This window comes from Segatella asaccharophila, assembly GCF_054687055.1.
Map to the genome: position 1 here is coordinate 1 of NZ_BAACAN010000032.1, position 26,938 is coordinate 26,938.

The 26,938-nt window shown below is 37.3% G+C and carries 26 protein-coding genes and 1 pseudogene; 26 read left to right on the forward strand and 1 reads right to left on the reverse strand.

The window, feature by feature from the left end; genetic code table 11:
- The first annotated feature begins 165 nt into the window (after positions 1-165).
- The 23 genes and pseudogenes from ACYRYG_RS12300 (at position 166) to ACYRYG_RS12410 (ending at position 23,284) form a co-directional block, all read left to right on the forward strand.
- Positions 166-522 (forward strand): hypothetical protein, encoded by a 357-nt coding sequence (locus tag ACYRYG_RS12300; RefSeq protein WP_298673880.1) that lies wholly within the window; start codon positions 166-168, stop codon positions 520-522.
- A 1-nt stretch (position 523) separates the two neighbouring features.
- Positions 524-868, forward strand: a complete 345-nt coding sequence (tnpB, locus tag ACYRYG_RS12305; protein WP_460198311.1) for an IS66 family insertion sequence element accessory protein TnpB — start codon at positions 524-526, stop codon at positions 866-868.
- A 91-nt stretch (positions 869-959) separates the two neighbouring features.
- The gene (gene tnpC, locus ACYRYG_RS12310; protein ID WP_460198313.1) at positions 960-2,879 is read left to right on the forward strand and encodes an IS66 family transposase; all 1,920 of its coding nucleotides are present in this window, start codon (positions 960-962) and stop codon (positions 2,877-2,879) included.
- A 42-nt stretch (positions 2,880-2,921) separates the two neighbouring features.
- Positions 2,922-3,989: a mannose-1-phosphate guanylyltransferase gene (locus ACYRYG_RS12315; protein ID WP_460198342.1), complete on the forward strand. Its 1,068-nt coding sequence runs from the start codon at positions 2,922-2,924 to the stop codon at positions 3,987-3,989.
- Between the two features lie 21 nt (positions 3,990-4,010).
- Complete coding sequence (gene gmd, locus ACYRYG_RS12320; protein WP_460198315.1) at positions 4,011-5,096, forward strand: GDP-mannose 4,6-dehydratase; 1,086 nt, start codon at positions 4,011-4,013, stop codon at positions 5,094-5,096.
- Positions 5,097-5,404: 308 nt separating this feature from the next.
- On the forward strand, positions 5,405-6,463 hold the full coding sequence (locus tag ACYRYG_RS12325) for a pyridoxal phosphate-dependent aminotransferase (protein ID WP_460198316.1): 1,059 nt from the start codon (positions 5,405-5,407) through the stop codon (positions 6,461-6,463).
- 5 nt (positions 6,464-6,468) lie between these two features.
- The gene (locus ACYRYG_RS12330) at positions 6,469-7,812 is read left to right on the forward strand and encodes an adenylyltransferase/cytidyltransferase family protein (protein WP_460198344.1); all 1,344 of its coding nucleotides are present in this window, start codon (positions 6,469-6,471) and stop codon (positions 7,810-7,812) included.
- Positions 7,813-7,816: 4 nt separating this feature from the next.
- Positions 7,817-8,008 (forward strand): hypothetical protein, encoded by a 192-nt coding sequence (locus tag ACYRYG_RS12335; protein ID WP_460198317.1) that lies wholly within the window; start codon positions 7,817-7,819, stop codon positions 8,006-8,008.
- 16 nt (positions 8,009-8,024) lie between these two features.
- Complete coding sequence (locus ACYRYG_RS12340) at positions 8,025-8,117, forward strand: hypothetical protein (RefSeq protein WP_460198318.1); 93 nt, start codon at positions 8,025-8,027, stop codon at positions 8,115-8,117.
- 150 nt (positions 8,118-8,267) lie between these two features.
- Positions 8,268-9,074: pseudogene (locus ACYRYG_RS12345) on the forward strand (LicD family protein); the annotation flags it as partial.
- Between the two features lie 2 nt (positions 9,075-9,076).
- Positions 9,077-10,054 carry an acyltransferase family protein gene (locus tag ACYRYG_RS12350; RefSeq protein WP_460198319.1) on the forward strand — a complete coding sequence of 326 codons (978 nt, stop codon included), beginning with the start codon at positions 9,077-9,079 and terminating at the stop codon, positions 10,052-10,054.
- A 198-nt stretch (positions 10,055-10,252) separates the two neighbouring features.
- Positions 10,253-11,173: a LicD family protein gene (locus ACYRYG_RS12355; RefSeq protein ID WP_460198321.1), complete on the forward strand. Its 921-nt coding sequence runs from the start codon at positions 10,253-10,255 to the stop codon at positions 11,171-11,173.
- Positions 11,174-11,190: 17 nt separating this feature from the next.
- Positions 11,191-12,720 carry a lipopolysaccharide biosynthesis protein gene (locus tag ACYRYG_RS12360; protein WP_460198322.1) on the forward strand — a complete coding sequence of 510 codons (1,530 nt, stop codon included), beginning with the start codon at positions 11,191-11,193 and terminating at the stop codon, positions 12,718-12,720.
- Between the two features lie 107 nt (positions 12,721-12,827).
- Positions 12,828-13,091 (forward strand): agmatine deiminase family protein, encoded by a 264-nt coding sequence (locus ACYRYG_RS12365; RefSeq protein ID WP_460198324.1) that lies wholly within the window; start codon positions 12,828-12,830, stop codon positions 13,089-13,091.
- 154 nt (positions 13,092-13,245) lie between these two features.
- Positions 13,246-13,563, forward strand: a complete 318-nt coding sequence (locus ACYRYG_RS12370) for a hypothetical protein (protein ID WP_460198325.1) — start codon at positions 13,246-13,248, stop codon at positions 13,561-13,563.
- 518 nt (positions 13,564-14,081) lie between these two features.
- Complete coding sequence (locus ACYRYG_RS12375) at positions 14,082-14,885, forward strand: DUF1796 family putative cysteine peptidase (protein WP_460198326.1); 804 nt, start codon at positions 14,082-14,084, stop codon at positions 14,883-14,885.
- Positions 14,882-16,120 carry a hypothetical protein gene (locus ACYRYG_RS12380; RefSeq protein ID WP_460198327.1) on the forward strand — a complete coding sequence of 413 codons (1,239 nt, stop codon included), beginning with the start codon at positions 14,882-14,884 and terminating at the stop codon, positions 16,118-16,120. The genes ACYRYG_RS12375 and ACYRYG_RS12380 overlap by 4 nt, the downstream gene beginning before the upstream one ends.
- On the forward strand, positions 16,117-17,322 hold the full coding sequence (locus ACYRYG_RS12385; protein WP_460198328.1) for a glycosyltransferase: 1,206 nt from the start codon (positions 16,117-16,119) through the stop codon (positions 17,320-17,322). Before ACYRYG_RS12380 ends, ACYRYG_RS12385 begins: the two co-directional genes overlap by 4 nt.
- 135 nt (positions 17,323-17,457) lie before the next feature.
- On the forward strand, positions 17,458-18,513 hold the full coding sequence (locus ACYRYG_RS12390) for a glycosyltransferase (RefSeq protein WP_460198329.1): 1,056 nt from the start codon (positions 17,458-17,460) through the stop codon (positions 18,511-18,513).
- Positions 18,514-18,573: 60 nt separating this feature from the next.
- Entirely contained in the window at positions 18,574-19,704 is a 1,131-nt protein-coding gene (locus ACYRYG_RS12395) for a glycosyltransferase (protein WP_460198331.1), read from the forward strand.
- Positions 19,705-20,024: 320 nt separating this feature from the next.
- Positions 20,025-21,077 carry an acyltransferase gene (locus tag ACYRYG_RS12400; RefSeq protein ID WP_460198332.1) on the forward strand — a complete coding sequence of 351 codons (1,053 nt, stop codon included), beginning with the start codon at positions 20,025-20,027 and terminating at the stop codon, positions 21,075-21,077.
- Between the two features lie 14 nt (positions 21,078-21,091).
- Positions 21,092-22,174, forward strand: coding sequence for a glycosyltransferase (locus ACYRYG_RS12405; RefSeq protein WP_460198333.1), 1,083 nt, complete (start codon positions 21,092-21,094; stop codon positions 22,172-22,174).
- A 9-nt stretch (positions 22,175-22,183) separates the two neighbouring features.
- On the forward strand, positions 22,184-23,284 hold the full coding sequence (locus ACYRYG_RS12410) for a glycosyltransferase (protein ID WP_460198335.1): 1,101 nt from the start codon (positions 22,184-22,186) through the stop codon (positions 23,282-23,284).
- Positions 23,285-23,326: 42 nt separating this feature from the next.
- Here the strand turns inward: ACYRYG_RS12410 and ACYRYG_RS12415 are convergent, their stop codons facing one another.
- Complete coding sequence (locus ACYRYG_RS12415) at positions 23,327-23,584, reverse strand: hypothetical protein (protein WP_460198337.1); 258 nt, start codon at positions 23,582-23,584, stop codon at positions 23,327-23,329.
- 51 nt (positions 23,585-23,635) lie between these two features.
- Between ACYRYG_RS12415 and ACYRYG_RS12420 the strand changes: the two genes are divergently transcribed.
- From ACYRYG_RS12420 to ACYRYG_RS12430, 3 genes are all read left to right on the forward strand, one after another.
- Positions 23,636-24,364: a WecB/TagA/CpsF family glycosyltransferase gene (locus ACYRYG_RS12420; protein WP_460198338.1), complete on the forward strand. Its 729-nt coding sequence runs from the start codon at positions 23,636-23,638 to the stop codon at positions 24,362-24,364.
- On the forward strand, positions 24,358-25,032 hold the full coding sequence (locus tag ACYRYG_RS12425) for an acyltransferase (RefSeq protein WP_460198339.1): 675 nt from the start codon (positions 24,358-24,360) through the stop codon (positions 25,030-25,032). Before ACYRYG_RS12420 ends, ACYRYG_RS12425 begins: the two co-directional genes overlap by 7 nt.
- Before the next feature lie 482 nt (positions 25,033-25,514).
- The gene (locus ACYRYG_RS12430; protein WP_460198341.1) at positions 25,515-26,837 is read left to right on the forward strand and encodes an SIR2 family NAD-dependent protein deacylase; all 1,323 of its coding nucleotides are present in this window, start codon (positions 25,515-25,517) and stop codon (positions 26,835-26,837) included.
- Positions 26,838-26,938 lie beyond the last annotated feature (101 nt).

Below are 26,938 nucleotides of genomic sequence, written 5' to 3' on the forward strand. Positions count from 1 at the left end.
TACAGGTTGCACATACAATGATTAAATAGCTTAAAGATTTTTGAACACTCTAAGTTACTAAAAATCAGCGATATGTGCAACTTTTTAGACATGTTTATTCTTGAAATTTAATTCCGCCAACGGGTAAGTTATACCTTTGTGTGTGAAATTATATTTTATCACACAATGGAAGAAAAAAGAAACAAACCGGACTATGCGGCCATCATCAGGGAATATAGAATGTATGGAGGCAGTGGTTCAATGAAACGGTTCTGCGAGGAAAACGATTACAACTATTCAAATGTCAATCGCTACTATAGAAAACATTTCTGGGACAGATACACCCGGCCAAAGACAGACAGCAGTCCGGTCAGGCTTGAGGTGGTTCCGGACGAGTCCCTGCCCGGTGGCGGTCAGCCAACTATTAAGTCAGATCAAAAAATACAGCGTTTCAGTGTCAGGCTTGATAACGGGACTTTTTTCCGCATGTTCAACTGTAGTATCGAGGATGTCTGTACGATGCTGCAAAAGATTGGAGGCTGATATGATATCCTTCACTTCAGAGCAGGACTATTACATCTATCCGGAGCCGGTGGACATGCGCAAGGACATAAACGGCCTTTCAGGATTTGTCAATGAGGAAATGAAGATGGATCCCCGTACGATGAACAACGTGTACATCTTCCTGTCAAAGAAACTGACCATGATGAAAATCCTCTATCGAGGCCTGGGCAGGTTTGAACTGCTGAAAATCCGTCTGGATGCCGGGAAATTCTTTTTGCCTGTATTCCAGGAAGAGAAGTCTTGTTATAAAATTTGCTGGAGCGATTTCGTTCGCTTCACAGAGAGCGTTTCATATACTAAAATGAGGATGCGGGAGCAAGGATAGTAGAAGTGTAAAGTATTGATATGTAGCTAATTAAGCGTAATATTATTTGTTAATATCAATATTTTTTCGTATCTTTGTGAGCATGAACACGATGGAAAAGCTACAGATGGCCAACATCAGAATCAGCCAGTTGGAAGAGGAACTTGCAGCATTGCAAAAGTCCTCTCCGGATACCATCGTGTCTCAACTGAAAGCGTTTTATACCGAGCAGCATAAAGAGGATCTGGCCGTACAGGAACGTCAGAAGGAGTTCTTTGAGAAGCAGACCACTGAGATTAAGGCAGAGTATGCCGGACAGCTAAAAGCCCGGGAAGAAAAACATCGCCTGGAGCTGGCAGAGCAGGAAAAGAAATACCGGATAGAGAAGGCAGAGCAGGACGCTAAGTACGAACGGCTGCTGAAGGCTATAGAGAATAAAGACAAATCATCAAAGAAAGAAGACGATGACGACCATGACGACCTCATGAAGCTTCGCGGGCAGATAACCTATCTTCAGGCCCGGCTCGAAAAGGCGGGAGAGGATCTCAAGGCCTTGAAGGCCCTGAAGAAGTTCGAGCATTCCAGGCGTTTCGTCCGCTCGGCAGAGCAGCAGCGCCTTCTGAACAACAGAAATGAAATCACCCGTGCAGAGGAAAAGGCCGGCTATGACGGTGAAAGCACCACCGGTGAAGCCGAAGGCCGTACGGTTGATGTAAGGACTGCATATCACCGCACGCAGGAACACCACGAACCGCGTATTGACTATACCAAGAACAAGCCCTATACGGCCAACCCCCGTTATCACTACCTGAGTGATTACTACACCCTGCCTGATGGAGGGCGTTACGTGCAGCGCAGGGGTCATGCCGACACCTGGTGGTACCATGTGGTCCATCGTATACCGGAGCATTACGAGGAGGATTTCTATGAAGTGGCAAAGGTTATCATGCCCGGTCCTGATGGTGGAAGCGTGACCTGTAACACGATGGAAAATCCCTATTATCTTGGCGTAAGCCGCTTTGATACAGAGATGCTGTCCTTCATCCTGACACAGAAGTTCTGTTACAACAACTCACTGAACGAGGTAGCCGGCATGCTTTCCCATAAGGGCTGCACTGTAAGTGTAAAGACCATCGGCAGTGTGGTAAATAAGGTTATCGAGAAGATCCGCAGGGCTATGTCTGAAATGTGGAAATCGACCACGTTTAATACGGAAAACCTTATGATAGACGAAACCACAGGCATGGTCGGAATCGATAATGAGGAAACAGGTAAACGGGAATATAAGAACCGTTACTTCTGGGGTTTCAAGGCAAACCTGAAGAAGATGGTCTGGTTCATCTATGAGCACGGAAGCCGTGCGGCAAAGGTTCTCCGACCGATACTCGATGAGTTCGTCGGTTTCTTTACCTCCGACGGATACATCGTTTATAAGATCTATGACAAGGATGACCATCCTAATCAGAGACGGAGTGCATGTCTCACTCACATAAGACGAAATTTTATAGACAGCCTTATAGAGAATCATGAAGGCTCGATGTGGTTCATAGAAGAGTTTGGAAAACTGTTCGGAGTTGAGTATGAGTGCAGGAAGCTCAATCTCTCTCCGGAAGACAGACTTAACTATCGGAAGAAGCACTCCGTATCCATGATGGACAGGATAAAGAAGAAACTGGAAGAATACTTTTCTTCCGGTTATGCGGGATGTGGAGAACTGTTCACGAAGGCGCTGAAATATGCCCGGAGGGAATGGAGCGCCATGGAGATGGTGCTGGAGAATGGAGGCCTGGAACTCAGCAACAACCTAGCCGAGCAGATGATGCGCCACTTCAAACGAACATTGAAGAACTGTTTGAACATCGGCAGCGAGCGTTCAGCAAAGAACGTAGCTTTTATGTTCTCTGTTGTTGAAAGCTGCGCAATGAATGCAATCTCACCGGTAGTTTACATCAAGGATCTTCTGGTGAAGTTTGCAGACGAGAATATCTCAAATCAAACACTTTTGCCCTGTTATTACGCAAAAGTTTGTTAATAACGAAAGTTTAACATTTATGAGTAAAGTCTGGGGACGTCCATAAACAGGGCGCTTCCAGATAGCTCATGGAATAATAGACGTTTACTGGCAGGCGGTATAGGCAGTCGATTCTGGCCGATGTCCACTCCCGATTTTCCTAAGCAATTCATAGATGTAATGGGAGTCGGCCGGTCACTTATCCAACTTACAGTGGATCGGTTGAAACCTGTCTGCCCGATAAAGAATATGTGGGTGGTGACGAATAAGAAATATATAGGCATAGTGAAGGATCAGATTCCGGAAATACCTGTAGACAACATACTTGCGGAACCTGAACCTCGTAATACGGCACCCTGTATCGCTTATGCCTGTTGGAAAATTCATAAGCAGCATCCGAATGCCAATATTGTAGTGACACCTTCGGATGCACTTGTTATTCACACTACTGAATATCAACGCGTGATAAACAGGGCCTTGGATTATACGGCCGATAAGGAGGCAATTGTTACCATCGGTATCAAGCCCAGCCGTCCGGAAACCGGTTATGGTTATATTGCCACCGCAGGACCGACATCAGTGGATGAAATCTTCAAGGTCAAGGACTTCAAAGAAAAACCGGATTCAGAAACAGCCGAGAGGTATCTCGCGGCTGGTAACTATTATTGGAATGCGGGTATCTTTGTTTGGAACATCAATACCATCATCAAAGCCATTCGGACCTTCCAGCCTATGCTGGCAGGCATTATGGACAAAATGGCCCAATCTTTCTATACTTCTCAAGAGCAGGAAGTAGTCAGTAAGTTGTTCCCGACATGCGAAAAAATCAGCATTGACTATGCCGTGATGGAAAAATCCAGAGAAATCTATATGATCTCCGGAGAGTTCGGCTGGAGCGACTTGGGCAGTTGGGGATCCCTTCGTACTTTGCTTCCTCAGGATAAGGACGGCAACGCCAAAGTTGGAAAGAATATTCGTATGTACGAGTGTCAAAACTGTATAGTACATACAGGGGATGAAAGTAAAGTTGTAGTCCAAGGCCTCAACGGTTATATTGTAGCAGAGAAGCACGGTCAGTTGCTCGTTTGTTCATTGAATGAAGAGCAAAGGATTAAAGAATTTGGAAAGTAACTAATAAACTTGAATTTTAATATGGAAAGGAAAGTAGCCCTCATTACGGGTATTACGGGTCAGGACGGATCATATCTGGCAGAATTTTTGATTAATAAAGGTTATGAAGTTCACGGAATACTCCGCCGCTCTTCATCATTCAATACGGGTAGGATAGAGCACCTTTATCTGGATGAATGGATGAGGGATTCGAAGAAGAAACGCCTGGTCAATCTCCATTGGGGAGACATGACGGATTCCTCATCCCTGATCCGCATTATCTCGGAGGTCCAGCCTACGGAAATCTATAACCTTGCTGCCCAGAGCCATGTGAAAGTAAGCTTTGATGTGCCTGAGTATACGGCAGACGTCGTTGCGGTCGGAGTGCTCCGCTTGCTTGAAGCTGTCCGCATCTGCGGGCTGGCCCATTCCTGCAAGATTTATCAGGCCAGTACCTCCGAGCTTTTCGGAAAGGTCGCCGAGGTCCCGCAGAAAGAGACGACACCATTCCATCCCCGTTCTCCTTATTCCGTAGCCAAACTTTACGGTTATTGGATTATGCAGAACTACCGGGAGAGCTATGGCATGTTCTGCTGCAACGGTATCCTTTTCAATCATGAAAGTGAGCGTCGCGGAGAGAATTTCGTTACGAGGAAGATCACCCTCGCTGCCTGCCGTATCGCTGAAGGTTATCAGGACAAACTCTATCTGGGTAATCTGGGATCACGCCGTGACTGGGGATATGCCAAGGATTATGTAAAGTGTATGTGGATGATCCTTCAGCAGCCAGAACCGGATGATTTCGTCATTGCGACAGGTGAGATGCATACTGTCCGTGAGTTCTGCACTTTGGCCTTTCATGAAGCCGGCATCGAACTCGAATGGAAGGGAGAGGGAATGGACGAAAAAGGAATAGACCAGTCTACAGGCCGTGTGCTCGTGGAAGTCGATCCCCGTTATTTCCGTCCGGCCGAGGTAGACCAGCTCCTCGGTGATCCGTCAAAGGCTAAACGTGTTCTGGGCTGGAATCCTCGTCAGACCACTTTCAGGGAACTCGTGAAACTCATGGTAGAGCATGACCGCAACTATGTGAAGAAGGTCTATCTGCGTGCACAGATGCCTGAATAAAGAAAAATGTATGGCATCGAGTGCTCGGTGACCTGTCGTATGATGGGCATAGAAGTATAGAAGTACTTCCAGGCCTTCTTTAGAAAATTTGATGAAGGCTGCCGTGACTTCCATGAAATGATACCCGGCCAACTGACCATAGATTAAAATCTCTCAAATTTTATTCGGAACTTAAAATTAGGGACACTTGGAAGTGCCCTGTTGATGCTGTATAGACATAAATTGGGCACGAACTAAAGGCTGTTCAGTATTGAATAGAATCACTAGATAAATTTGAATTTAAAACTGAAATTTATAAATAAATAATTATGTATTATACAAATCCTATATTAAAAGATTTGATCCGAATTTTTGATCAAAATGAAAGAAAGGGCTATCTGCGTTTAGATTTGAATGAAAATCCTGGTGGGCTTCCACAAGAATTTATAGATAAAGTGTTGTCTAATATAACTCCAGGGTTTGTTGCACAATATCCTGAAACTCTCCATTTTTTAGGTGTATTAGCTAGTTATCTTCATACGGATATTAAACATTTATGTCTTGTAAATGGCTCTTCTGAGGGTATTCGTTATATCATTCAGGCTTTTACTTCTGAGAATGGAAGAATTGTAGGAGTTGTTCCTTCATATTTCATGTTTCAAGTATATTCCGAGATGTATAAGCGTAACTTTATCAAGGTTCATTATAATAATGATCTATCAATGGATATCAATAATATTATCAAGGAGATGACTGATGATACTCAATTGTTAATACTCTTGAATCCAAATAACCCAATGGGTAATGTATATTCAGAAGAAGAGTTTGATAAAATTTTGAAGATTGCTAAAGAAAAACGGATTACCGTTCTCGTTGATGAAGCTTATCATTATTTTTATAAAGGTACTTTTATTAAATATGCTTTAGAGGATGAGCATATATTCATAACACGTACATTCTCCAAGCTGTTTTCTATGGCTGGTTGTCGTTTGGGTTATGTAGTTGGATGGCCTGAGGGAATAATGTTAGTTCAGAAACTTTGTACACCTCATAATACGAATGCATTTGCTATGAAATTTGCGGAAGCCATACTTACATCTCCAACAATGTTAGATTCTCTTATTTCTAAATTTAATGAGGGTAGAAAATATCTATTGAATGTTTTGGATGAAAACGGATATCAGCATAAAGGAGTAGCTGGAAATTTCTTATTCATAAAGACTAAGACAGATGCTCCAACTATCGTTACAAGGATGAAAGTCGAAAAGAAAATTCTTATTAAGTCGTATTCTAACGTGGGTGATTTTGGTACTTGTCTTCGTGTTACAATTGGTGAAAAGAAATATATGCAACAATTCATGGATGCGTTATTAAAACTTGATGAATAATGCATATGGTTAAAGTTATTACTTATGGTACTTTCGACCTATTACATTATGGACATATTAATCTTTTGAAGCGTGCCAAGGCTTTAGGAGACTATTTGATAGTCGGTGTGACGAGTGATGATTTCGATAAGGCTCGTGGGAAAATCAATGTCCAACAGTCTTTTATGGAAAGGGTGGAGGCTATTCGAGCGACAGGTTTAGCAGATGAAATCATTGTGGAAGAATACGAGGGTCAAAAGATAGATGATATCAAACGCATGGGTGTTGATATCTTTGCAATAGGAAGTGATTGGAAGAGACATTTTGATTATTTAAATGAATATTGTAAAGTTGTTTATTTGGAAAGAACTGCAGGGGTTTCTTCTTCTGGGATTCGCTCTGAAAGAAGAGACTTACGAATAGGATTGATTGGAAATTATTTTTCAGTAATTAATAAGTTTATTTCAGAGAGTAAGTTTGTTAATGGCTTGACTATAAGTGGAGTTTGTAGTGATGAACATAATAGTTTGAAAGATAAGGATCAGAAGATAGTTTTTTTTCGAGATTATAAACAGTTATTGCAAAATTCAGATGCCGTTTATGTTGCTTCTTTACCGAATAAGCATTATGAACAAATTAAAAAAGCTCTTTCAATGGGAAAGCATGTTCTTTGCGAATCTCCTATAACAAATAAGGTATCTCAGTTTGAAAAACTTAAAACGATAGCTAAAGCCAATAGATGTGTTTTGATGGATTCTATTAAAACTGCTTATTCTGTGGCTTATTTTCGACTGTTATTATTAGCAAAAAGTGGTATTATTGGTGATATTTTCTCAATAGATTCGACTTGTACTAGTCAAAAAGAACTTAAAGAAGAAGGCGATAAAGCTAATTATGCGAAGAAATGGAACTCAATTTGTGCGTGGGGTCCAACAGCATTGATGCCAATACTTCAATTATTGGGTACCGAAGATTATAAAGCAGACATTATAAGTCATTTTATTGATACTTCATCTCTGTTTGATGGATTTACAAAAATTACATTTGTTTATCCACATGCAGTGGCTTCAATTAAAGTTGGACAGGGTGTAAAATCTGAAGGTGAACTTATAATATCTGGAACAAAAGGCTATATTTATGTACCAGCCCCATGGTGGAAAACAGATTATTTTGAAGTGAGATTTGAAAATACTAATCAGAATAAGCGTTATTTTTACCAGTTAGAGGGTGAGGGTATTCGATACGAACTAGTTTCTTTTGTTAAAGCGGTCAAAGAGGGGCATGATGATTTTTATGTGAGTCGAGAGGTTTCAAGAGAGATTGTTTCTTTGGTCGAAAAATTTGATAAAGGAAGAGTAATCAAAATATAAGTGTATGAATTTGAAAGCGGAAGATCGTAAAGGGTTTTATGTGACGCATGAAACAAAAAAGATATGGTATATTCAGTTGAAACTTGTAGAAAAGTTATTGGCGGTTTGTAATAGTCATAACTTAAAGATTTGGGCTGATAGTGGTACTTTAATAGGTGCAGTTAGAGATAAGTGGGTTTATTCCTTGGGACGATGATATTGATATGATCATGATGAGAGATGATTATAATAAGTTGATTTCTTTGCATGATGAATTCGAAGACCCGTATTTTTTACAATGTGCATATACAGATAAAGGTGTATGAGTGGGGAATTGACATTATTAAAGAATTAAATAAGGGAAGATGAACAATAAACACGGTATACCAGAAGAAGTCAGAGTTAAACTTCTTCAAACTTTCAAGGCATTTATAGCATTCTGTGAAGAAAATAATCTTCAGTATTACGGAGAATGTGGTACATGCCTTGGAGCTATTCGCCATAAAGGTTTCATCCCTTGGGATGACGATATAGACGTATGTATGCCGCGTGAAGATTACGAAAAAGTAATTGCATTGCGTGGAGAACTAAAAGGAAGTGGCTACGAAATCTTCAAGTTTGGAGATGAAAGTTCAGACACAGGTACATACACTACTTCTTTCTTAAAATTCTGTGATGCAAATGCAACAATCTAGGAAAAGAAATCAATGCCATGCATTTTTGGAGTTTTTGTAGACATTTTCCCACTTGATGCTGTTGACAATGAAGGAAATGGGAAGAAACTATGTGAACAATATGACGGTGCTCTGTGGCATTATTATCTTGCAATGCATAAATGGTCTATAAAAGACCTTTACAAAAACATAACGAGTCACAAATTTCGTTCTTCCATTACTTTCCTCTTTAATGTTCTTGTTAGGACTCATCGGAAAAGACACTACTTTAATCTGGCAAATAAGCTCGAAAACGAGATTAAGGAACTAAAAGGTGAGAACGTTGCCTATTATGGATTGGGATTTAGCCTTGAAAGAGAAACTTTCCCGAAATCATTAACAACAAATCTCATAAAGGTTCCGTTTGAGGATATTGAAATAAATGTACCAGCAGAATATGATGTATACTTGACTCAACTTTATAAAGATTGGAGGACTCCACCACCACCAGAACAGAGAATAAAACACCATTATCTATATTTTCAAGATTTAGATAAACGATGGAAACTTAAAGATGTTGAGAAGCTTGACCTGCCAGAGGAAAAGGCCATAAATTATATAGTAGATTGATTATGACGGATAGCAAACGCCTGACATGGATAGATTGGGCTAAATTCTTGCTCATTTGGATGATGGTATGGGGGCATGCAGGACTCTCTGGAGTTGGACATCAATTTGTTTATGCATTCCATATGCCTGCTTTCTTCATAATCAGCGGTTATTTGTATAAACCGCATAATTGGAAAAGAACTCTTATTTCTTTTGGTGTACCTGTAATCTTCTTTTCTTTATTTTATCTCATTTACGAGGTTAGTAGGATGTATCTTAAAGGAGAACCATATGGATGTTTTGAGCTAATCAACAAGATTGCCCCCCCCATGTTCGAACGCAACTATGGAGATAACATCACATTGTTTACAGGATTATGGTTCATAGAGGCTTTGTTTTTCATGAGGCTACTTTTGGGAGATATAAAAAAACTGACATTTATTAGAAATAAATATAAAACAATAGGTTTATTGTTGTTTCTATATTGCTCATTTGAACCGCTCTTTATTAAATATATTCATCCAATAGATGACCTCTATATTTATAAGGTATTACCATGCTTTCCATTTATGATGTTTGGAATTTATCTCAAGGAAGAAAAGAAAGAGTGGTTGAACTTGAAGAATTGGCAACTAGCCATATTACTTGTAATTTATGTATCAATGACTTTATTAAATTCTGATGTTGACATTTTCTCAGAGCATTTCGGAATAAATTATTCATATACATTTGTAAATGCAATTATAGCTTCAATTCTATTCTTCAACATATTATCTAAATTTAAGTGCTCCAAGATTGCAGAGACCTTTTCTGTTGGAACTTTGCTTATTCTCGGTATGCATAGTATGATTATTCAGACATATAACATGCTAGTCAATCACATGGGATTTCCAAGTAGTAGTTTCCTGAGAAGTCTTTTGGTCATGATTATATGTTATCCTTTAATTCGTTTGGCTATCAGATACGCACCCCTTTTGTTAGGCAAATACCATAAAAAGTAATAATATGGCAGAAACTGCTAACAGAGTAATTAAAAATACTGGATATTTATATCTTAAGATGGCAATTACAGTGTTTATATCACTGTATACTACCCGTCTTATATTAAATTCTCTTTATATTTTTTACAAAACGCGTGCCCGAAAATAAGGAATATTTTAAAGTATTATCTAACAGCAACATAAATCATTCAAAATAATATGGATCAATATAATAATAAAGAAGATATAAAAAAGAAGAAGATTCTTTTGAAAACCCTCCAAGCATTCATAGACTTCTGTAAAAAGTATCATCTCACCTATTTTGGCGCTTATGGGACCTGCTTGGGAGCAATTCGACATAAAGGCTTCATCCCTTGGGATGACGACATTGATGTCTGTATGCCTCGCAAAGACTATGAGAAAGTTATAGCTCTACGAGAAAAACTCCAAGGTACTGGATATGAATTATTTAAGTTTGGTGACTCCAGTGTAGATACAGGTATTTACACAACATCCTTTCTTAAGTTCTGTGATGCTAATACAACCATATGGGAACGAGAATCAATGCCATGTATCTTTGGCGTGTTCGTTGATATTTTCCCATTGGATGAAGTTGGTAATAAGGATATTGCCAACATCTTGTCAACTAAATATAAAAAGGCCATTTTCCATTATTATCTTTCTATAAGGGATTGGCGGTTTAAAGATCTTATTAAAGCTATCAAGAATCATAGTATTCATCAAACGTTATCATTCTTTTTCAATGCCATGATAAGAAAGTTCAGAAAAAAACATTACCTTAAATTGTCACAAAGCTTAGAACAAAAGATAAAGGAACAGAAAGGAGACAAATTAGCCTATTATGGATGGGGATCATCTTTCGATAGAGAGACTTTCCCTAAATCATTATTGGAAAACTTAATAGAAGTCCCGTTTGAGAATATAAAAATTGTAGTACCTGCTAATTATGACTTCTATTTACGACAACAATATAAGGATTGGCAGACACCACCTCCTATTGAGCAGAGAGTTTCACATCACTACCTTTATTTCCAAGATTTATCTAAGCGCTGGACAATAAGAAATGTAAAGAAGTTGCATCTTCCTGAAGAGAAGAACATTACATACATTGCTGACTAATCTCATTCTAAATATAAATGCCTAACCAAAATTCAGAAAGAGTAGCCAAAAACACGGGCTTCATGTTCATACGAATGCTTGTGGTCGTAGGTGTGGGGCTATTTACTTCACGCGAGGTACTTCGAGTACTTGGCGTGAATGACTTTGGTATCTACAATCTTGTTGGTACCATTGTAGTGATGTTCACATTCCTACAAACAGCTCTTAACAATGCTACATCAAGATTCATAACATACGACTTGGGTGCAGGCAATACAGCTAATCTACAAAGGATATTCTCCATGAGTATGAATACAGAACTCATACTCGCAGGGATTATTATGCTGCTGTCGGAAATTGTTGGTGTATGGTTTATTGGAAATAAGCTACATATCCCTGATGGTCGAATGGAGGCTGCCCAATGGGTTTTTCAAATATCCTTTTTCAACTTTGCACTTAGTATAATAAGGACTCCCTTCAATTCTCTAATAATAGCACATGAACACATGAACTATTATGCTCTAACAAGCATAATAGAAGCTGTTCTAAAGTTAGTAATTGTATATCTGCTTATAGTCCTTCCTGCTGACAAACTTATCTTGTATGCTTTGTTGCAGATGGGAGTTACAATTGTCATTTTCTTGTGGATGGTAGTATATTGCAAGCATCACTTTGAAGAATGTCACTATACCAAGTATTGGAATAAAGGACTATTAAAGAGTTTAATGAATTACTCTGGCTGGAGTCTAATCGTGAATATTGCTGATATTGCTGTCAACCAGTCTATAAGTATTTTCTTTAATCTTTTCTATGGTGTTGCTGCTAATGCTGCTTATGGTGTTGCAAACCAGGTTAATACTCAGTTAAGCTATTTCATCTCAAATTTTAGCCAAAGCTACAGTCCTCAGATTATTAAGTCCTATGCAGCCAAGAAGTATGATTATTTTATGAAGTTGATTTATTCGACGAGTAAGCTCACCTTCTTCCTGTATTTTTCTGTGGCATTTCCTATAATGATAAATATTAGGTTTATTTTGGATGTATGGCTTGTCAATCCTCCAAAGATGGCTGATACTTTCCTTTGTTTGATTGTTGGATATAACATTTTTGATTCTTTTTCAAATCCATTGTGGATGTCTGTGCATGCAACTGGCTACTTAAAAGTGCATCAAATACTAATGGGTTCTATAAAGATTATGAATATTCCAATATCATATATTTTACTTAAATTAGGTTTCCCTATCTATACAGTTCTTGTAGTATATGTAGCATTAAACGCACTTTGCTCAATAGTAAGAATCATATATCTTCGTACACTTATTCACCTCGATACATTAGATTATATGAAGAAAGTAATATGGCAAATGATTAAGATAGTTCTCATATCTATTCCAATTCCATTAGCAATATTATACTTCTCAGACAACAGACTATTAAATTTCTTCATGACAACCATATCATTCTATCTCCTTTATCTCCCAAGTATATACTTCTTAGCACTTAATACAAAAGAGAAGGAAATTGTAAAGGGCATTGTTGTGAAAGTAATAGCAAAAGTAAAAAGATGAGCAACATACAACATAACAGCTCTATATCTGTTATTATAGTTAACGCAATTACGATGGTCTTTTATCATTTTCTGTTATCACCCAAGCAGGCTGATGCGGTTCGTGAAGTGTTAGAGGACAACGGCCATAGTGTTACTGAGTTATCCTTCGATGTAGCTTCGCCAAATATCGATTACAACTGGGCATACATCAATTTCTTGCAGGTCGGCAATCACATCATCCTCCCCACTTTCGGCATAGATGAAGACTCGCAAGCAGTATCACAAGTCCGCAACGCTTTTCCCTCCAGTACCCTCCACCCTTTCCGTTGCCGCGACCTCGCCAACTGGGGCGGTGCCCTGCATTGCATAACGTGGAATATAGTAATGTAGTATTGTACGCATGAGAAGTTTTTTGACATTCAAAATTGTTCTGTTTTCCTTCTTGTTAGTCATAGCATCCTGTGGCCATAGTTCATCAGATGAAAGTTCAGACGATAATAACAATGATAAGGAAGAACATTTAGACTGTTCTACTGAGACAAAAATGGGTTCCAGCAGTGATGCAACACTCGATGGCGATGAAGACGGAGACGGTACTAACTCAGAAGATGACGGCTCATTGGATTTTGATAATCTTGATGACGGTACTTATTCCGCAACGGTCTCTTACTATAATCAGGAAACAGGCTTCAGTAACAGCTATGATTTGGATGTTGAAGTGGAAAATAACGAAGTTGTTCAGATTGATTTTCCTAATGGTGGTTACCTCACTGCGTCTGAGACAGTAAATTCCGACGGAACATGCACTGTCACAGACGACAGAGGCTGCACCTATGAAGTACAGATAGAAGAACAAGAGTGAAAACCTCATAATTTTATCGAGAATGATAATATCACGTAAAGATCTCAATCAATATCTTTCAGCTGACTCAGCTAACTTCCATAGTCAAACAACGGGGGGCAAGAAGGCTGAAGATTTTCAACCTTAAGAGCAGGCGGAGGTATCATGGAGTCGGTCTTATTAAAGACATATTCCTTTATCACTTGCCTTACTATCTCTTCTATAAGAAAGACATCAAAGCTACAATTTGTTGTATAGAAGCAATGTTATCTGGATTTAAGAAAAATCCAGATCAAGGCTATAAAAAATGGATGAAGGTTAAGTGATACACTCAACATAGAAGTAAGTGTAGTATTAGCGAAAATATAGGCTCAGGTGCAGAAGTCGTAAGCCTACTTAATTAGTATGTTATTTTGGGTATTAAATGTAATATCTTTATAAGAAATCATTTCTAAATCAAACTTTTATGGAGGCATCATACGAATAAATTGTTATTTTCTAAGCATAGATTGCAAAAGGATAATGTAATTTTAGAATATATGGAAGAATATAAACATGTTATAAGCCTTGGGTTCGCTTGTGCCGTGGCCTCAGAAACAGAAAGAATTGGCCTCAGAACAGGTAGCGGTCCTTTTGATTGGCAAGCAAATGTTTCATTCAAGGATAGAATCGAGTTAATGGATAGAGGGGTTGAGCATTTTCTTGATTATATCAATGAAGATGATTTATGGCAGCATACAGACCAACCATGGATCTACTTCATTCCAAAACTTGGTGTGCATTTAGTCCATGACTTCAATGCTTATCAACCATTAGAGAAGCAGATTGAAAGAGTAAAAGATAAATATCAGCGGAGAATAAAGAGATTCAATAACAGCATAAAGGAAAGGACCTTGTTCATTCGGTATATTTACAACCTTGAAGAACTTTCATGGATTTTGGGAAATGTAAATTACATAAATGGTGTAATAAAGAAATATAATCGAGATAATGAAATAGTCTATATTGCGAACCAAGATATAATCACCCCCATCTCAGCAATATCCCTTTATACAGTAAAAAGAGATCCTGGAACGGAAATTGTAGAAAATTTTATTGACCGAAGTTCAGAAATAAAAAAACTTTTATGCAATCTTCCTTTCAGTCAAAGCCAGAAGAAGAAAAATTTGTATCTGTATCACAAAAAACAGAACCATAAGAAATGGACGAAATTGCTTAAATATCCGAGGAATTTATATTGGAGATTTTTTAAGGGTCCCTATAAACATAAAAATAGATATGATTTCACGGAATATAATAGAAACACTGTAAAAGGTGTTTATCTCAAATTGAATTTACAATGAACGAGAATCGTGTTATTGCCAAAAGTCTCAATGGAGTTAAGAGATCTATATATATATGCGCTTTTGCTACACTGCTGATTTCCTCCTTTTGGGGATTGTACTTTATGGCACCTGGACCAATAAAAGGTTTCTTTTCTGCATGTATGTGGTTGAGCATCTTATCTGTGCCATTTGTTTTTTTCCAAAATAATGACTTTTCTATAAAAACGAATTGGCTTCTACGTTTGCTGCTAATAATGGCTGCATTCCAAATATTTAGAAGCGTCATTAATACAGCACCAGATATGTATGCTTTCGGAAATAAATGGTTTACTCTATTTGGTAACGAATATACAGCCTTATTAATGATGCCCCCCATTTTTACTTATCTTGGTTCTCAAGTTTATAGTGTGAGACTGCTTAAAAAAGTTACATACTATTATATGGCTATAGGAGCTGTTCTGTCTGTCTTCCTTAATTTTCCTCTATCTTCTTTGGCCATATTTGTCGGGACACTCTTTCCTTACGTGAGCAAAAAGTATAAAATTCTGATAGGATTGGTTTTTCTTAGTGCAATTATAAACGCAACTTATGGAGAAAATCCTGCACGAATGTTATTTATTGTATTAGGATTTACCTTAGCAAGCTATTTGTTGGTTTATGTTATAAAAAAACTTGTTTTTATAAAAGCCTTTGTTATAGCAGTAACAATTGCACCCCTTTTATTATTTATACCTATGTTGAATACCATTCAAGATAATCAAGATGGCTTTTTCAACGAGGCACAAAATTATTTGTTAGGAGAGACAGGAAATGAGGATTTGGCTAATGACACGAGAACCTTCTTATATGTCGAAATGGCTTCAGATTTAACCAAAACAGATTCATGGATCTTAGGTAAAGGAGCATTCTCGCATTATTACTCTTTCTTCTTTGATGAAGATTCCTTAGGAGGATATGGGAGAATAAGTTCCGAGGTGCCAGTTCTTAACTATCTCCTACGCGGAGGAATAGCGTTCGTTGCAGTATATTTGGGGCTTATCCTTCTGGCAGTATATTATGCTGTGTGGAAAGGCAAGAATAAGTTTGTCCGTTCAATCGGCGTCATAGCTATTGGGTGGTATTTTAACAGCTTTATTGGTGATTTAAATGGTTGTAGATTTTATCATCTTGCATTCTTCCTACTTGTAGGATGTTGTTTATCAAAGAAATGGCTCAACTATAACGATGTTGAGGTTAAAGAGATATTAAAATGAAAATTGCGATTTTACATTCAGGGAACGCAGGCTTTTTCCCTAGGTATTACAAATCAATCCGACAAGCTATACTTGAAAGAAACGATGAGGTAAGACTGTTTGTTCCTAATAGTGGTCGTAATAGACGTAATGTTTTGCCAGACCAGGTGCGATTCGGAAATCCCCTCAATTGGTTTATTCATAATCGATTATATCGCATTACAGGGATTCAAGATATATTTTCCATAACAGATACATTAGATCTGATTTATAAGTTGCTTTATTTCAGACCTGATGTTATACACTTTAATCTGATAAATGATAAGTTTCTTAATATACCGTTACTATTTTCATTTATAAGACGATCAGACATCCCTGTAGTATGGACAATGCATGACTGCAGAGCCTTTACAGGCCAATGCCCTTATTTTGACGAGATAGGTTGTGAACGATCGTTGATAGGATGTGGTAAATGTCCTATTTGTGAATCAAAGATTGACAACACGCATATAACTTGGAACATTAGAAAAAAATATTCTTTAAAGCTTAATCGCCTGACCATTGTGACTCCATCCAAATGGTTGGCTAATTTTGTAAAGGGATCATTTCTTGGGAAATTTCCAGTTAAGACCATCTATAATGGCGTAGATATTGAAGGCTTTTCTAAAACGACTGACGCCAGTCTTTTGAGAGAATATAATATACAAGTTGGAAAAGAAATCGTTTTAGGTTGCGCTATCAATTGGGAAGAACGTAAAGGTTTGAGATTTTTTGAAGCATTAGCAGGAAATTTACCTGAGAGTTATCAGATTGTATTGGTAGGAGGAATCAATCAAGAAAGTCAAGAGGCTTTAAAAGATAAAGGTGTTATTTGTACAGGACGAACAAAGACTTTTGAAGATTTGGTAGCACTATATCAACATGCTTCTGTTTTTTGTAATCCTACGATGGCAGATAATTTCCCAACCACTAATATAGAAGCTCTAGCTTCGGGGACTCCAATAGTTACGTTTAACACAGGAGGAAGCCCAGAAGCTATCGATGGTACTACAGGTATCGTTGTTAAGCAAGGAGATTTGGAAGGTTTAAGAAATGGGATTATTGATGTCGTAGAACATAAAGATTTATACTCACGTACGAATTGTATTAATAGATCAAAATTGTTCTCTAATTTGCAGTATAATAAATATGTAGATCTTTTCCATTCAATGAAGAAATCTTAACTCCATTTTCAATACTCCATGGAGAAATGAAAGGCATGTACTTCATATCTGTAACAATTTACAAGCATGATATTGGAAGGTCTTTTATATATGCTGCAATAGTTAGTGAAAAAGATAAATAAGACGCTATTTAGTATGAAACGTTTGATATTAGCCGATGTGAAGAGCTATAGTAACAAAGGCAAATCTACAGGTCATTATTTTTCGTTAGCTGAAAATTACATTGAATTATTCAGTGATGTCGTCGATGTAAAGATTGGTGGTGGCCCCGTCTATCTATCTAAGTTTAAAAAGAACGAAGTCTTCCTATTGCCATACGACAGTAAGTCAAGCGAGCCGAAATGGAGACAAATATGGCACACATTAATGAACTGTCGGTATCTATATAAACATGCTACTAATGACGACGTTGTAGTTATGCAACACTCAGCAGCAGCAACTTTTATGATAGGAATCATGTTGTTCGCATGCAAGAAAAATAATATTTTTGTGATTGCATATGACAAGAATCCTATTAATTCATTATTAAAGCGTATTGTATATTCTTTCTCAAGTCACCGTATCAAGGGAGTATTGACTTCAAATGAAGATGTGGGCAAATCTTTTTGTAAGCCATATTGCATGATACCGGACTATATTTTTGCCGGTAAAATATCGGACATCCCTAACGTATCTTATTCGAATAAGAAATATGATTTTGTTATGATTGGTATGATTTGGCCTGATAAAGGAGTACTTGAAGCAGCACGGCATCTGGCCAATACACCATATAAAGTGCTTATCGCCGGAGGAGTAGCGTATGATTGGCTAGAAAAAGAATTAAAGCAAGTATGTGATAATTCTGATAACATTGAACTACATCTTGGTTATGTCAGTGATAATGATTATCACTATTATCTGGACAATGCAAAGTACAGTCTGCTCAACTACCAAGGTTCATATGCTGAGCGTAGCAGCGGCGTTGTACTAGATGCATTATTCAGAGGAGTACCAATTGTTGGTCATCATAGTCATGCCACCAAATTGGTAAAAGATATGAATTTAGGACTCATATATAAGGATATCAGCGAATTTATGCCAAAGGAAGTTATTAATGAAGATGTTTACAGCCGATATCGGAAGAATGTACTTGACTTTCTTCGTTATAACAAAGTATATAAACAGAAAATTATAAATTTCATTGAATTATAATCAATGTAATGTGATAGGTTGTGTTTTTGCGTAACTTATAACGTCTAATATTGATAAATTATGAAGAAAAAACTATTAGTTTTCCATTCAACAATAGCACCTTATAGAGTTGACTTGTTTAATGATTTAAGTCATGCTTTTGATGCAACTATCTGTTTTAGTACCAAATTCAAGGTTTTCAAAGACACGTCTAAGATAGATAAGTTGTTAGAGTATTCTCCTGTTTACTTAGTCCATAAAAAGAAGAACATTTATCAAGCAGAAAGCTCTGAGTATGTCCGCATGTTGAAGGAAACTAATCCTGATGTTGTTCTGACAGCAGAAATGGGAGTAAATACTATCATAACCCTCCTTTACCGTTGGATACATAGAAAACACTATAAGGTGGTAAGTATGTGTGATGACAGCTATGACATGATAGCAAATAATAATGATCATAGTTTAAGACATCGCATAGTAAGAAGGGTTGTGACACCATACCTGGACAATCTTATCCTTGTAGAGCCCAAAGTTGTGGATTGGTATCAAAACCATTATCATAAAGGAGTATGGTTTCCTATCATTCGTGATGAAGACAAGGCTAGAAAGAATTATGAACGGTTGATCCCGGAAAGTCAAGAACTTGTTAACAAATACCGTCTTGCAGGCAAACATGTGTTTCTCTATGTTGGCAGACTTGTTGCTTTGAAGAATGTGAAGACTATTATTCAAGCGTTCAAGGAACTGAATGATAATAATAGCGTACTTGTCATAATTGGAAGCGGTGAAGAAGAGGGTAATCTTCATAAGGAGGCTGAAGCCGCAAACAATATAATTTTTACTGGTCGTCTTGAAGATGACAATCTGTATAAATGGTACAACGTTGCAACTGCCTTTATATTAGCAAGTTATCAAGAATCATTTGGTGCTGTGACCAATGAAGCTTTACTTGCTGGCTGTTGGGCCATCGTATCCCGCAGAGCCGGAAGCCAATGTCTGGTGATGCCAGGTGTTAATGGCGACGTTTTTTCTCCAACTGATACAGATGAACTTTGCCAGAAAATGAAGGAGATCTGCAAGTTATTGCCAGCGTTGCCAGACTACTTGTCGTTGAAGCCTAATGCCATGATTTACGGTTATAGGGAACTACTGGGGAATTTAGTAGAAACACTTATGCTTTCTGAAAATAGCCTGTCAGATAAATGCACATAAAGAATTGAAACATCTTAAGAAATCTGATAAATTATTTCAAGATTGCCTTCAGTCTTGATAAGCTTGTAATTTCTATTATTGTCTTAATAGTTTGACTTTAAAAATCTGTGTCAAAGAATTATTAGTAAAACAAGATTAAACTTATTGACATCTCCATTTTTGAACACTTTACTATAGATCTTATATTAGGGACTTTGTGGAAGAAGGTACAAAGAATTGGACGTTGCGGAAAAACTTTTGCCCGTAAGTTGGGAACCAGAATAACTACTGATAAGCTTATAGATAAGTTGGACAAACATATAATGAATTAAGGAAAGATTATGAATTATAATAATACAGAAAATACAAGGACAAATTTTTCAATTATGGGGTATAATGCCAATCTGGACTTTGTCCGCACCTTTGCAATATTTTGTGTAATCGGTGTTCATGCCTTCCGTGATGGACATATCAGTTTCCTGCAAGGTTTTATCCGAGGAATATGTATGATTGGGGTTCCTTTGTTTCTTATGTTGACAGGTTATTTGAATAGTAAAAAAACGATAGATGATTATTTTGTCAAGGGGAAATGGAAACGATGTATTGAGGTTTATATCGCCTATGTTATCCTTGGATCAGTCTGCTATTTGGTGGCTAATCATTTCTGCTTCTCTCCTGGAAATTATATTGAACAACTTCTAGCTTTTAAGCTTACCAGCTATGGTTGGTATATTGATATGTGGTTAGGGTTATTTTTCCTGACTCCATTTCTCAACATTATATTGAACCATCTTAATGGAAAAGAAGAAAGGATTATGCTGATTGTGCTGTCTACTTTGTCATTAACTGCTAATTTCTTTAACCGAAATGGGCACGTGGTCATTCCTGATTTTTGGATCGGATTGTTTCCATTGACTTACTATGTTATTGGCCATTATCTTCGCTGTCATTTTGATAGGTATAAGACTATGTATTGTAGATTACTTCTTTTGGTTGTAGTTGGGCTGCTTCTTGTGGAGCCGACACTGAATGAGCTTTTTCCCTCAGATCGCTATCTTTACTATATGGGTGGACATGACAGTTTGGGCTATGCCATTTATGCAACAATAGCTTTTATATTGATGCTCTACATGCATATTGGAAAAATGGTGAGTAAAGTTTTGAAAAGTATTAGTTCGGTATCCTTATATATGTACCTCATCAGTAATACATTTGATATAATTGCTTTTCGGATAACAGGTAAAGAAGGAATGTCTGCTCATGTGAAATGTTTCGTTTTTTCACTTTTGTTGTCATATTTGATAGGAATCGTATACAAGTATACTTTTGCCCCGATAATCAAAAAAATAATCAACAAAAATATGCTTGAGAAGCACAATAAAATTCAGAAGTAATAAAAATAGAAATTATGAAGACAGTCTTTCACATCATCACCCATTTCGATTTGGGAGGAGCAGAAATCGTTGCTGCAAACATTTGTAAATCATCCTCTGATGATTACAGTTATCATTTGGTAGCTGTAGTGAAAGCCAGAAGTGATTATGCCCATTCGTTCAGACAATCTATGGAAAAGCAAGGTGTGAAATGCCATACTCCAATATGGTCAAACAATAAACTTTCCATTATTTTGTTTCCCATTTATTTCTTATGCCTATATCTAAAATATAGACCGGCCATTATACATACGCATACAGAAGTTCCTGATTTGAGCCTTTATATATTTAATATCTTGTTTGGTTGGTTGCCAGGTTGGAAACGAGTGAGGGTCATAAGGACGATCCATAATACTAAGTTATGGTCAGAATGGAGTAGTATAGGTAAGGCCGTTGAAGGATATTTCCAGGAGAAAGGGGCAAATGTTTCCATTAGTGAAGCCGTTAGAAAAAGTTATTTGGATGTTTATGATCAAGATTCACCTGTTATCTATAATGGCGTGGAAGAGAAAGTTCAGATTCCTTTCCCCAAAATTGTAAAAGATAAACTTAATCTCTTGTTTGCAGGAAGATTTGAAGAACAGAAAGGAATAACCGAACTCCTACAGATCTTGAAAAGGTTTAAGAATAATGATTGGTATTATTTCCATATAGTTGGTTCAGGGAGTATGCAACATGATGTGGAAAATGCCGTGAATAATATGCACAATGCCCGGCTTTATAACCGGATATTTAATCTCCCTGTTTATCTCGCATCTTTCGATTATGTTATGATTCCTTCACTTTTTGAGGGATTGTCGCTAATGAGTGTAGAAGCAAGTATGGCCCGGATACCTATTCTTGTAAATGGTTCTTGTCCAGGACTGGATGAGACCTTCCCTTCAGACTGGCCACTTGCTGTAAAAAACAATGATTTAGATCAGTGGTGTATTCTCCTTAACCGCCTGCCTTCTGTTGACAGAATCAAAATGGGAGAAAAGGCCTATCAATATGTAAAGGAAAAATTTTCAATAAAGAATATGCAACAGGCATACGAGCGATTGTATGCCTGTAAATAAAGAAAATATATGAAACTGAGAATTCTTTTTATCCTTCATCTTCCACCACCTGTTCATGGAGCGGCAATGATGGGGCAGTATATCCATGACAGTCGATTGATAAATGAGTCTTTTGACTGTCATTATATTAATCTAACGACAGCAAGAAATCTAGAGGATATAGGCAGACTAAGTGCAAGAAAAATTAAAGATTTCTTTTGTTTGTTGTGGACTATCCGAAAAACTGTAAAGGCTTTTCAGCCAAACTTGGTTTATGTTACTCCTAATGCTGGTGGAGGAGCATTTTATAAAGACATTATAGTGGTGGAGATGTTGAAAAGTCTGGGTTGTAAAATCATTTTGCATTATCATAATAAAGGTGTGGCAAGATGCCAAAATCGTCTGTTGGATAATTGCCTGTATCGAATTTTCTTTTCTCATGTTAAAGTCATATTGTTAGCTGACGTTCTTTATCAGGATGTCTGTAAATATGTAAAAAAGAAGAATGTTTGGATTTGCCCGAATGGAACACCCGATATAGATGCAGGAAAGTCATTTCTGCAGAGGTATACAGGAATACCTCATTTACTTTTTCTTTCTAATTTATTAGTAAGTAAAGGGATATTCGTACTATTGGACGCTTGTAAAATCTTAAAGGATCAAGGCATCACTTTTATGTGTGATATTGTGGGTGGAGCAACCGAAGATCTTAGTGAGAAAAGACTGAAACAGGAGATTAATTCAAGAGGTTTAGAGAAATTTGCAGGTTATCATGGAAAAAAGTATGGAAAAGACAAGGATGCTTTTTTAAGGAATGCCAACATTTTCGTATTTCCATCTTATTATCTTAATGAGTGCTTTCCTTTGGTGTTACTTGAAGCCATGCAATATCATCTGATTTGTATTTCAACGGATGAGGGAGGAATACCGGAAATTATTGATGATGGTAAAACCGGATATATTGTAGAAAAGAGGAATCCTAAAGTTTTAGCTAATAAAATCGCTTATTGCCTTCAGCATCCAGAAGAATGTAAGGCAATGGGTGATGCCGGATATGAAAAGTACCTTCAGCAATTTACTTTGGAGAAGTTTGAGTGCAGGATGAAAGAAATTCTGACCGAATGTCTGTAATTGCTTAAACTCATATTTGCTTTGGAGTCAGATAAAAAGCTTTCAAGGGGTTGTGGCTTTCATGATCTCCTTTTGTATCACCTGCCAGATCTCTTTGTCTAACATGAAATATGGAATAGCAGCCTTCCTGTTTTTAAAGTAAAAAAACAGATGCTTGAAGCCGGGTGCTTCCTTATATTCATAAGCTTCGATCTTGATAACATTGATTCCTTGCAGTTGAAGTGATGTAAGGAGTTGGCGGCGTTCCTTTTTTGAAAGTTGGGTGTAGCGAGAGTAGATGGTTTGAATGTCGTAAGTCATAATGTATCGTCATTTATGGCAGCGAAGATAATAAAATAATTTTGAATAGATATGTTTAGATTGAAAACATTGGCAATTTTAGGCAGTAAAGCCGAACTGGCTTCGTTGCCGGATGGTAAACTGCTGATCAACACGATTAATGCACATTCCTATAATATGGCACGGAAGGACGAGTTGTTTGCCGAGGCATTGTCGAAAGGGGATGTGCTGATTCCCGACGGGATGAGTATCGTGAAGTCATATGGATGGATCAAGGCGGAGTCGCAGCCTAAGGAGCGTGTGGCAGGCTGGGATTTGTTTGCCTTTGAGATGGAACGGCTGAACCGTAAGGGAGGAAAGTGCATGTTTATGGGAAGTAGCGAAAAGGTGCTGGCATTGGTAAAGAAGCGTGCGTCTGTGGATTATCCTAACATTACTGTGGTGACGTACTCGCCTCCTTATAAGCCGGAATTCAGTGATGAAGACAATCGGGCAATTATTGATGCGATTAATGCAGCTGACCCCGATCTTCTTTGGATTGGAATGACTGCTCCGAAACAAGAGAAATGGACATATTCGCATTGGAGTGAGCTGAATATTCATTGTCATGTAGGTACTATTGGGGCTGTATTTGATTTCTTTGCCGGTACAGCTAAGCGTGCCCCGCTCTGGTGGCAGCATCACGGTTTGGAGTGGTTGTATCGTCTGGTCAAGGAACCTCGACGGATGTGGCGTCGTTATTTAGTGGGAAATGTGCTATTTCTGTGGTATATGGCAGGAGAAAAATTTAAGGTATGGTGATTAAAAAAGGTTTAGATATCCTTCTGTCTGTTCCAAAGACCCTTTGGTTCAATCTGTGTTATCTTCCGGTTCATCAGGCAGTGAAGTTGCCAATATGGATTCATTATGGAACAGCGATAACTATCAATAAGGGAGGTACAATTATTATACCGAATGCTTGCGTTTGTACGGCAATGATTCATATAGGATTTCATCGGGTCGAGATTTGTGAACCAAGGGCAAAAACTATATTGAGTATTTCCGGGGGCGTGTTATGTTTTTTAGGTTCTGCTCATATCGGTCACGGTTCAAAGATACATGTCAGTCATGGAGCAAAATTGATTTTAGGTGACAATTTTTCCATTTCTGCTTCTTCAGCAATCAACTGCTATAAAAGTATCCGGTTTGGTAAAGATGTTCAATTCTCATGGGATTGTTTGGTGATGGATTCAGACACCCACAAAATATATGATGACCAGGGGCACGTGACGAATGAAGCAAAGGAAATCGCTGTGGGTAATAAAGTTTGGATCGGTTGTCGGACGACTATTCTTAAAGGTGCGGTCATACCGGATAATTGTGTGGTGGGCTCTTGCAGCCTGGTTTCCGGCAATCACTGTGAACCCAATTCAATCATCGCTGGTGTCCCGGCTAAATCCATCAAAAAGATTGGAGGATGGGAGTTGTAATTGTCTATTTTTGTTCAGTATTTTAGTTATTCCTCATTTTGACAGATACTTCATTTTTCTGTCTGATTCAGTTTGGCCTACCAACCTTCATCCTCATTCCGTCTATTCTTGATTGAGAAATGGGGCTGAGGTTTATGATTGATCAAAAAGAAGGCTTATTCCTGTTGATTGATTCTGTTTTTTATAAAAAACTCGACAATCCATTGCTTATTTCCATTTTATTTACTATCTTTGGACCATGGATCTTACTGAACCATGGCTCAGGTAGTCATTATTGCCTCCGTCCTTGTTTCGGTTTCTCTCGTCCGACAACTTATCACCTAATCTGATTAGCTGCTAAGAAATAATAGAAATAAACTTGGGGCAAAAAGAATAGGGGCACATTGAAAATAAGAGTTTTTAGTGCGAAAGACCAAAGGATTAAATCATAATAACCTTTAAAAAATAAATTGATTAAATGATTATAATTTACCCAGATAATTATGAATATACAAGATTTTGTCACTAACTTTACAAATTATCCTATATTGTTCTTGGGTTCCGGTTTTTCTCAAAGATATTTGAAACATTCTTATAGTTGGTCGGACTTGTTACTTGCGGCAACACAGTATCTAACAGGCAGTGATCGTGAATTTCTTAAATACAGAAATAATCATACCAATGGGAATGAATATAATTATGAAGATGTAGCAACGGACATTGAGCAATTATATGAGGAAAGACTCGATCAAACAAAGGAATCCAAATATTCTTCTTTAAATGAAAAATATTATGATTTCCTCAGGTGTGGAGTGAAGGTCTCACGATTAAAAGTATACATTTCCGATACTTTATCAAATTTAGAAATGAAGGATGATAAAGATAAGGAATATCAAACTTTTATTTGTGCAGCCAAAAACGTCAGTTCTATTATAACTACCAACTATGATGAACTGATAGAAAATACTATTCATTTCACACCTTACGTTGGTAATAATATTCTACTAAGTAATCCTTATGGTGCTGTTTATAAGGTACATGGGAGTGTCAACGAACCAGCCTCAATTATTATAACACATGATGATTATCAAAGGTTTAAGGAAGAATATGAACTGATACGTGCTCAGCTAATATCACTCTTTATTCATAATCCTATAGTTTTTATCGGTTATCGCTTGCAGGATAAGGATATAAATGGATTGTTGAGTACTATCTTCAAATATGTTGATTATGATTCACTCTTATCTGAAAAGATAAGGAAGAATTTTTTGGTTGTAGAATATGAGCAAGGATCCTGTAATCATGAGGTACAAGAGCTTGATCTCTTGATTGGCTCTCGAAATATAAAAGTAAATAAGTTATGTACAGATGACTTTGCTGCTATTTATAATGTCATAAGTAATTTGAAGCTTCCTGTGTCAGCTATAGATATACGAAAGATAAGAAATGTTGTGACAGACATATACGAAGGAACAAGTGGTATTAAAGTCAGGATATTTGATGATGACAAATCACTTAATAATAATGATAAAGTTCTTGCTATCGGTTCTAAGAGAATTATCAGCTATGAATATATGCATCCTATTGATTTTATCAATGATTATTTTAACATAATAGAGAATCATGACGATGATAAGATAAGAGCTATTGACAAACTCCAAATACAGAACACCCAATATTTTCCAATCTATGGATTTAATAGAATTTATCCAAATTTGGAAAAAGCTCCAATATTGAAAAAAATAGAGGACGATAAAATTAAATCTATAAAGGAAAAAGTTGATACCAATTGCAAATTTTGGGGCACATGTATAAATCCGTGTTGACTATAAGAAAATAAAGGTTGAAGTTATAAGTTGTAGAATGCAAGAAAGAGCGTATCTTTGCATCCATGAACAACAATAACAATAAATCCTATGAGTTCTTT